This is a genomic window from Psychroserpens sp. (genome assembly GCF_045105015.1).
In the GTDB taxonomy this organism is placed as follows: Bacteria; Bacteroidota; Bacteroidia; order Flavobacteriales; family Flavobacteriaceae; genus Psychroserpens.
On sequence record NZ_JBGCCX010000025.1, the window covers coordinates 1 to 7,905 of the forward strand.

Consider the following 7,905-nt stretch of genomic DNA (forward strand, 5'->3'; position numbering starts at 1 on the left):
TGATGTTTTGATATTAATTCAAAATTTATTCTAAAACAATTGCTATTTTTCATTTGGTATGTTAACTTTGTTTCATCAGTATTGAAATTTGTAAATGAGTAAAATTGAAGATATTGTCGATTCGTTAGAGAATAAAATTAGCAAAGTGTTGCATAAACTTGAAGTTTTAAAACAGACCAATGCTAAAATTTCAGAGGAGTTAGCAATTCAACAGCAAAAAAATATAAGTCAACAAGAAGAAATTAGTTCTTGGGCTGATAAGTATGAAGCACTCAAAATGGCAAATTCCTTACTGGGCAGTGACGAGAATAATAGAGAAACTAAGCTTAAAATAAATACATTAATTAGAGATATTGACCATTGTATTGCGCAATTATCTGAATAATGTAAACAACATGTAATGGCAGAACAGCTTAAAATAAAGCTATCTATAGCAAATAGAGTATATCCTTTAACAATTGCACCAAGCCAAGAGGAAGGATTGCGAAAAGCAGCTAAAAAGATTGAAGCCATGATAAGCCAGTTTGAACAAAATTATTCTGTTCGTGACAAGCAAGATGTTTTAGCCATGTGTGCTTTACAATTTGCCTCTCAAGTAGAACAGAAAACAATAGATAAAGCCGAAGTAAGTGAAGAAGTTGAGACAAAGTTAAATGCTTTAAATCAACTTTTACATGAACATTTAAGTGCTTAACGTTCTTTTAAATAATATTAGGTTACTGCCTACATTAGTTATTTTATTTTTGATAAACTCAACGTTAATTCTTTAAAAAGGGTGAGTTTAAGTTGTAAAATCGAGCTGCTAGTACTAAACTTTTTAGTGTCTTAGGCAGATTTTTGATCAGCTTGTTAGCCCTAAACTTGTTTTTAAGGAGTTTATACAAAATCTGAAACTGATGTAGGCTTTTTTTTAGCCCTACCCATTTTAAAACAAAGAACTTTTAATATGGTTGAGGCATTTTGATAGCATCAAAAAAACATTTAAAACTAATTTAAACATGGATACGAACACAATTTTAATGATTGTTGGAGGAGTAGTATTAGGAGTAATACTAGGATATATTATAGCAAAATATTTTGAAAAGAATAACGCATCAAAGCTAATTAAAGATGCAAAAAATGAAGCAAATTCAATTTTAAAACAAGCCAAAAACGAAGGAGAATCGATTAAAAAAGATAAAATACTTCAAGCAAAAGAAAAATTTATTGAACTCAAAGCAGAACACGAAAAAGTGATTCTATCGAGAGATAAAAAAATGGCTGAAGCTGAAAAGCGCACTAGGGACAAAGAATCCCAAATTTCTAGTGAATTATCTAAAAATAAAAAGGCTAACCAAAGTCTTGATAGTAAAATTAAAGACTACGACTTTAGACTCGAATTTCTTGAAAAGAAAAAGGATGAAGTTGAGAAAGCACACAAGAGTCAGATTAAACAATTGGAAGTTATTTCTGGTTTATCTGCTGAAGACGCAAAATCTCAGTTGGTAGAATCACTCAAAAGCGAAGCCAAAACTGATGCGATGAGTTATCTACAAGACACTCTAGAAGAAGCTAAGCTTACTGCTCAACAAGAAGCTAAGAAGATTATCATTAACTCTATACAGCGCATAGGAACTGAGGAAGCTATTGATAACTGTGTTTCTGTTTTTAATATCGAATCTGATGATGTTAAAGGAAGAATTATTGGTAGAGAAGGTCGAAATATTAGAGCTATTGAAGCAGCAACAGGAGTGGAGATTATTGTAGATGATACACCTGAAGCAATTATATTATCTTGTTTTGATTCTGTCAGACGAGAAATAGCGCGATTATCTTTACACAAACTAGTAACTGATGGAAGAATACATCCTGCTAGAATTGAAGAGATTGTTAAAAAGACAGAAAAACAAATCGAACAAGAAATTATTGAAGTTGGTAAACGAACAGTCATTGATTTGGGAATTCATGGATTACATCCAGAATTAATCAAATTAGTTGGTCGAATGAAGTATCGTTCTTCTTATGGGCAAAACTTATTACAACACTCTCGCGAAGTTGCAAAGCTTTGTGGAGTTATGGCAGCTGAGCTAGGCTTAAATCCAAAATTAGCGAAGCGTGCTGGTTTATTACATGATATTGGAAAAGTGCCTTCTTCTGAAGCAGATATGGAAACACCTCATGCAATTCTAGGAATGCAATGGGCTGAAAAGCATGGCGAAAAAGCCGAAGTATGTAATGCTATTGGAGCTCACCATGATGAAATAGAGATGACAACATTATTGTCACCAATTGTTCAAGTTTGTGATGCAATTTCTGGAGCAAGACCAGGAGCAAGACGTCAAGTTTTAGATTCATACATTCAGCGTTTGAAAGATCTTGAAGATGTTGCTTTTGGATTTAATGGAGTTAATAAAGCTTATGCAATTCAGGCAGGTAGAGAACTTCGCGTGATGGTAGAAAGTGAAAAAGTTACAGATGATCAGGCGGCAAATTTATCCTTTGAGATTTCTCAAAAAATACAGACTGACATGACATACCCTGGACAAGTAAAAGTTACAGTAATACGAGAAACTAGAGCTGTAAATATTGCTAAATAGTATTGTACTAAATTAAAAGATAAAAGCATTCTAATTTTTAGAATGCTTTTATCTTTTAAATATTAACGTAAACGTAGATCCTTCATTTGGTTTACTACTTAATTCAATACGTCCTTCTAAAGCTTCAACTTGAGTTTTAGTAATATAAAGGCCAATTCCTCTTGAATCTTCTCTTTTTGTTCCATGAAACGTTTGGTACATTTCAAATAATTGATTTTTGTACTTATCTGTATCTATTCCAATACCATTATCAGACACAAGTATTTTAATTTCCGTGTTGGTGTGTATGGTTTGTAATATGATTTTAGATCTTCGTTCAGGATGACTGTACTTTATACCATTTGAAATTAGATTATGTAGAATGCTTTCAAAATAAGAAACATTTGTTTTTATATGATCAGTCTCTCTAATGGCGTTGTGTATGCTTATGTTTTTTTGTTGACTCTCTAATTCTAGACTTTTAATAATCTTATTTGCACAGGAGTGTATATTTATAGTCTCATTAATTTGCTCGATATTAGATTTAGATTTGATGCTAATAATATCGTTTAAATCTACAATGGTGTTTGTTAAAGCACCAGAAATTGTCTTGAGATGAGAAATTAGGTCATCTCTTTCTTTTTCAGAATGTGCTTCGTCATAAAACTCTAAGATGTTTTTAAAGTTTCCGATATGTGTCTTAAGGTTATGAGACACGATATGAGTAAAATTATGTAATCGTTTGTTCTGATTAGTAATCAGTTCTAAATTAGTTTTGAGTAATTCTTCATTTTTTTTTCGTTTTGTAATATCTGCAACTGTACCAATAATGCGAAGTGGTTTATTGTTTTTATCTCTAGTAACAACTTTACCTCGATCAAGAATCCATTTATAGCTTCCGTCTTTACAACGCACACGATGTTCGTTCTTATAATGGTCTAAGTTTCCATTTAGATGTGCATTGTAATCTTTAAAATAAGCGTCTTGATCTTCTGGATGAACACGTTTATCCCATTGTATTTCTGAATTTTTTATTTCTGAATTAGTAAAACCAATAAGTTGTTTCGTTTTTTCTGAATAAAATACTTGATTAGTTTTAGCATTCCAATCCCAAACGCCTACATTAGAATTTTCTAGAGCAAATTGCCATTTTAACTCATCTAAGTTTTTATAACTTTCAGTTGAATGTTCTTGTGAATTCGTTTTAAATAAAGCTAACTTATTCATTAACTGTTTCATACATTTTTCTTTACTATTTAAGACACGAAACAAAGTGAATTGTCACCATAATCTCACAAAAAATTATTTCCGAGGATGATGCTTCAATAGCACTTCTTTAAGGTGTGAACGATCAACATGCATATAAATCTCAGTGGTTGTAATACTTTCATGTCCAAGCATAAGTTGAATAGCTCTTAAGTCTGCTCCATTCTCAAGTAAATGTGTCGCAAATGAATGTCTAAACGTATGAGGAGAAATAACTTTATTAAGGTTAATAACTTTCGCCAGATTTTTAATGATAGTAAAAATCATGGCTCTGGTTAATTGATTGCCTCTATGATTTAAAAATAAAGTGTCTGTATAATCTTGTGAGATATTAATTTTGGAACGTTCTTGTTTCCAGATATTAATATAGTTTTGAGTATTAATACCAATAGGGACAAAACGTTGCTTATTACCTTTTCCAGTTACCTTAATAAAACCTTCCTCAAAAAAAAGATCAGATATTTTTAAATTGATAAGTTCACTTACTCTAAGCCCGCAACTGTAAAGTGTTTCTAAAATTGCTCTATTCCGTTCACCAATGTGTATGTTGTTGTAGCATCTAGATAAATCTATAGCTCCTATAAGAGAATCAATTTCTTTTAGGCTCAAAGTATCTGGAAGTTTTCTGCCAGTTTTTGGTGACTCAATATGATCTAATGGGTTTGTTTTTCTATAATCTTCAAACACTAAATAAGAAAAGAAACTACGTAAACCAGATATTAAACGTGATTGTGATCTTGCATTAATACGTTTTGATTCATAATATATAAAAGATTGGATTACGTTTTTATCTATCTCAATAGGGGAAATAGAGTTGTTGTCATGTTCTAAATGCAATATGAGTTTTTCGACATCACGTACATAGCTATCAATAGAGTTAACGGATAATCCGCGTTCAATTTTGAGGTAATGTTTGTAATCTTTAATAGCATTTTGCCATTTCATAGTGTTTTTTCTCTATAATTTGTATTTAATAATGGTAAAAATAAGGGTTTTAAGGCTGTTTTTATACGTCAAATGACGTATTTTTTATTTATATTGTTAATAAACTATTATGTAAAAATCTAGTAATCAACAATTTGAGACTAAGTGTTTACAAAATTGTTAATAAGTCTGCAAATATTGTTTATTATTTGAAAAAAAAGTATTTAGTTTGTACTAATCAATTTTAAAAACTTATAAATTATGAAAAAATTAATCTTATTAGCTGTTGTCGCAGTTTTTAGTTTATCAAATGTAAATGCACAAGGCGAGCTTAGAGCTGGTTTAAATGTAGGTACAACAATCGGAGATTTCTCTGATTCTTATGGAATTGGCTTTGGATTAGATGCAACTTACCTTTGGGAAGTTTCTGAAAAATTCCAAGCAGGTGTTGCAACTGGATTCCAAACTGTAGCTGGAGAAGAATTAACTATTGAAGGTGGTACTTTCTTTGGTGTAACTATTCCTGATACTAAGGTTGAGGTTGATAACTTTAATTACATTCCTTTAGCTGCATCTGGTCGTTTTAACGCTTCAGAAGCATTTGTATTAGGAGCTGATTTAGGATATGCAATCGCTGCAGGAGAAGGAGATGGTGGTTTTTATTATGCACCAATGGTAGCATATAATATCACTGAAGAATTTCAAGCAGGAATATCTTACAGAGGTGTTAGCGCTGACGGTGGATCATTTTCATCAGTAAACTTAGGTGTAAATTACAGAATTCTGTAATTTAACTTATGATATAATTTATAAAAGGGTGGCAAATTGCTACCCTTTTATATGGATAAAACTTTATCAGATTTTTCTTGCATAAGAAAATCATTAAGTATAGTTTTGCCGCCGATTAAAAATTTTAAACTCAAATTATTAAATACTTAAATTAAATCTATTATGAAAAAAGTTTTACTATTAGCTGCAGTTGCAGTATTCGGTTTTTCAAATGTTAATGCTCAAGAAGAAGGAGAAAAAACATTTGGTTTTGAAAAAGGAAATATTATTGTTGAAGGTAACTTAGGTTTCAGCTCAAGTACTGATACTGATTCTGATGAAACAGGAGATTTATTCGAAACAAAAAATTCAAGTTTTAGCTTCAATCCTAAAGCAGGATACTTTATCTCTGATAAGTTTGCTGTTGGTATTCAATTAAGCTTAAATTCTTCTAAATTTGAAGATACTGTATTATTTGTAGACCCAAGTGTTACTACTGAAACAAAAAGATCAACATTTGGTGCTGGAGTTTTTGCTCGTTACTACTTCTTAGAATTAGGTAAGCGTTTTAAAACTTACGGTGAATTCGGATTAGGTTTTAACTCAGGAAATACTGAAACTACTGTTACAGGTATGGATGATCCTACACAAGACTTTGATACTTCAGGATTTGGAGCAGGAGCAAGTTTAGGTATCAACTATTTCGTAACTGAATGTTTTGCAATTAATTTTGTATTAACAGATCTTTTATCTTACACTTCTAGTACTGGTGAGAATAACTTACCAAATACTTCTGATGAGACTAAAACTTCAGGATTTAATGGTAACTTAAATGTGTTTAACAACTTTTTCCAAACAGCTCAGTTTGGTTTAACTTGGAAGTTCTAATGCAATAAGTTTAAAACTTAAATTACATATTAAAAGCCGAAGCAATTGCTTCGGCTTTTTTATGTCTAAATTTTAATACCTTTACTATATGAAGAAGTTAATTATCATCAACGGACCAAATATTAATTTATTGGGTAAAAGAGAAACTAATATTTATGGAGACTTGTCGTTCACAGACTTTTTTGAATCTATATCAAATAAGTATTCTAATATTGCGTTAGAACATTTCCAGTCTAATATAGAAGGTGAATTGATTGATAAGCTTCAAGACGTTGGTTTTTCTTATGATGGTATTATTTTAAATGCTGCGGCTTACACGCACACGTCTATTGGTATAGGAGATGTTATTAAAGCTATTGAAACTCCTGTTATTGAAGTTCATATTTCTAATACATTTTCTAGAGAGGAGTTTAGACATCAGTCTTATGTGTCTCCTAATGCTAAAGGTGTGATATTAGGCTTTGGGTTACAGAGTTATGAATTAGCTATCCAGAGCTTCTTAAATCAATGATTTAAGTCTCTATATGGATAGGTTTTAAATTATAATCATTCAATGAAACAGATTCTATACTATAGTTTTATTCTACTGTCTTTTCATTCTTACGCACAGTCTGAAGTTGACTTCGGTATCAAAGGAGGTTTGAACTTTACTTTTTTTCAAGTCGAAGAATCCAACTTTGGTTCTAATACAGAAACAGAAACTGGATTTTATGGTGGAGTGTTTGTCGATTTTACTATAGATGAATCTTTATCTTTACAGCCTGAATTGCTTTATATAGGTCTTAATGATTTTAAGTTTATTAATGCTCCTATCTATGCAAAATATGAAGTTGCTAGAAATTTTGATGTTATGGTTGGCCCAAGTCTAAATTATTTCTTTGATTTTTTCTCAAATAAGTTTAAAGTTCGTGCAGATATAAGTGCAGCATATAATATTACATCAGCAATAGACACTCATATGAAATATACTTTAGGATTTGAAGAAATAGCTCCTAATGGTTTGTTTATTGGAATAGGAGTAAGGTTATAAAAAAAGACGACTCATTTCTGAATCGCCTTTATTATAATTGATAATTATTTTTTATAAATGAATAACTTCATCATAGGCATCTGCTACAGCTTCCATAACAGCTTCACTCATTGTTGGATGTGGATGAACTGCTTTTAATACTTCATGACCTGTCGTTTCAAGTTTTCTTCCAAGAACTGCTTCAGCAATCATATCTGTGACACCAGCACCAATCATATGGCAGCCTAGCCATTCACCATATTTAGCATCAAAAATCACTTTTACAAATCCATCTTTGTTTCCACCTGCACTAGCCTTACCAGAGGCAGAGAAGGGGAACTTACCAACTTTGATATCGATCCCTTGTTCTTTAGCTTGTTTTTCGGTTAGGCCAACACTCGCAATTTCTGGAGAACAGTAAGTACAACCAGGAATGTTTCCGTAATCTAAAGCTTCAACATGTTGTCCAGCAATTTTTTCAACACATAAAATACC

Annotated in this window: 9 protein-coding genes, 1 other RNA gene and 1 pseudogene; 8 read left to right on the forward strand and 3 right to left on the reverse strand. The window is 31.4% G+C overall.

Annotated features, from left to right (window positions below; translation table 11 throughout):
- The first annotated feature begins 94 nt into the window (after positions 1-94).
- The 4 genes from AB8B90_RS01890 to rny all read left to right on the forward strand — a co-directional run bounded on the left by AB8B90_RS01890 (position 95) and on the right by rny (position 2,576).
- Positions 95-385, forward strand: a complete 291-nt coding sequence (locus AB8B90_RS01890) for a hypothetical protein (RefSeq protein WP_405333105.1) — start codon at positions 95-97, stop codon at positions 383-385.
- A 15-nt stretch (positions 386-400) separates the two neighbouring features.
- The gene (locus tag AB8B90_RS01895; protein ID WP_040250558.1) at positions 401-694 is read left to right on the forward strand and encodes a cell division protein ZapA; all 294 of its coding nucleotides are present in this window, start codon (positions 401-403) and stop codon (positions 692-694) included.
- 56 nt (positions 695-750) lie between these two features.
- Positions 751-878, forward strand: a non-coding RNA gene (ssrS, locus tag AB8B90_RS01900) — 6S RNA.
- 120 nt (positions 879-998) lie between these two features.
- The gene (rny, locus tag AB8B90_RS01905; protein ID WP_405333107.1) at positions 999-2,576 is read left to right on the forward strand and encodes a ribonuclease Y; all 1,578 of its coding nucleotides are present in this window, start codon (positions 999-1,001) and stop codon (positions 2,574-2,576) included.
- Between the two features lie 48 nt (positions 2,577-2,624).
- On the opposite strand, the gene AB8B90_RS01910 is transcribed toward rny, so the two are convergent.
- Positions 2,625-3,794, reverse strand: a complete 1,170-nt coding sequence (locus tag AB8B90_RS01910; protein ID WP_405333109.1) for a PAS domain-containing protein — start codon at positions 3,792-3,794, stop codon at positions 2,625-2,627.
- A 63-nt stretch (positions 3,795-3,857) separates the two neighbouring features.
- Positions 3,858-4,766 (reverse strand): site-specific tyrosine recombinase, encoded by a 909-nt coding sequence (locus tag AB8B90_RS01915; protein WP_405333111.1) that lies wholly within the window; start codon positions 4,764-4,766, stop codon positions 3,858-3,860.
- Positions 4,767-5,006: 240 nt separating this feature from the next.
- Here AB8B90_RS01915 and AB8B90_RS01920 point away from each other — a divergent pair, with 240 nt between their 5' ends.
- The 4 genes from AB8B90_RS01920 to AB8B90_RS01935 all read left to right on the forward strand — a co-directional run bounded on the left by AB8B90_RS01920 (position 5,007) and on the right by AB8B90_RS01935 (position 7,431).
- The gene (locus tag AB8B90_RS01920) at positions 5,007-5,534 is read left to right on the forward strand and encodes an outer membrane beta-barrel protein (protein WP_405333113.1); all 528 of its coding nucleotides are present in this window, start codon (positions 5,007-5,009) and stop codon (positions 5,532-5,534) included.
- 162 nt (positions 5,535-5,696) lie between these two features.
- The gene (locus AB8B90_RS01925) at positions 5,697-6,401 is read left to right on the forward strand and encodes an outer membrane beta-barrel protein (RefSeq protein ID WP_405333114.1); all 705 of its coding nucleotides are present in this window, start codon (positions 5,697-5,699) and stop codon (positions 6,399-6,401) included.
- Positions 6,402-6,489: 88 nt separating this feature from the next.
- The gene (gene aroQ, locus AB8B90_RS01930; RefSeq protein WP_405333115.1) at positions 6,490-6,912 is read left to right on the forward strand and encodes a type II 3-dehydroquinate dehydratase; all 423 of its coding nucleotides are present in this window, start codon (positions 6,490-6,492) and stop codon (positions 6,910-6,912) included.
- 42 nt (positions 6,913-6,954) lie between these two features.
- On the forward strand, positions 6,955-7,431 hold the full coding sequence (locus AB8B90_RS01935; protein WP_405333116.1) for an outer membrane beta-barrel protein: 477 nt from the start codon (positions 6,955-6,957) through the stop codon (positions 7,429-7,431).
- A 51-nt stretch (positions 7,432-7,482) separates the two neighbouring features.
- Here AB8B90_RS01935 and AB8B90_RS01940 read toward each other — a convergent pair.
- Positions 7,483-7,905: pseudogene (locus tag AB8B90_RS01940) on the reverse strand (dihydrolipoyl dehydrogenase); the annotation flags it as partial.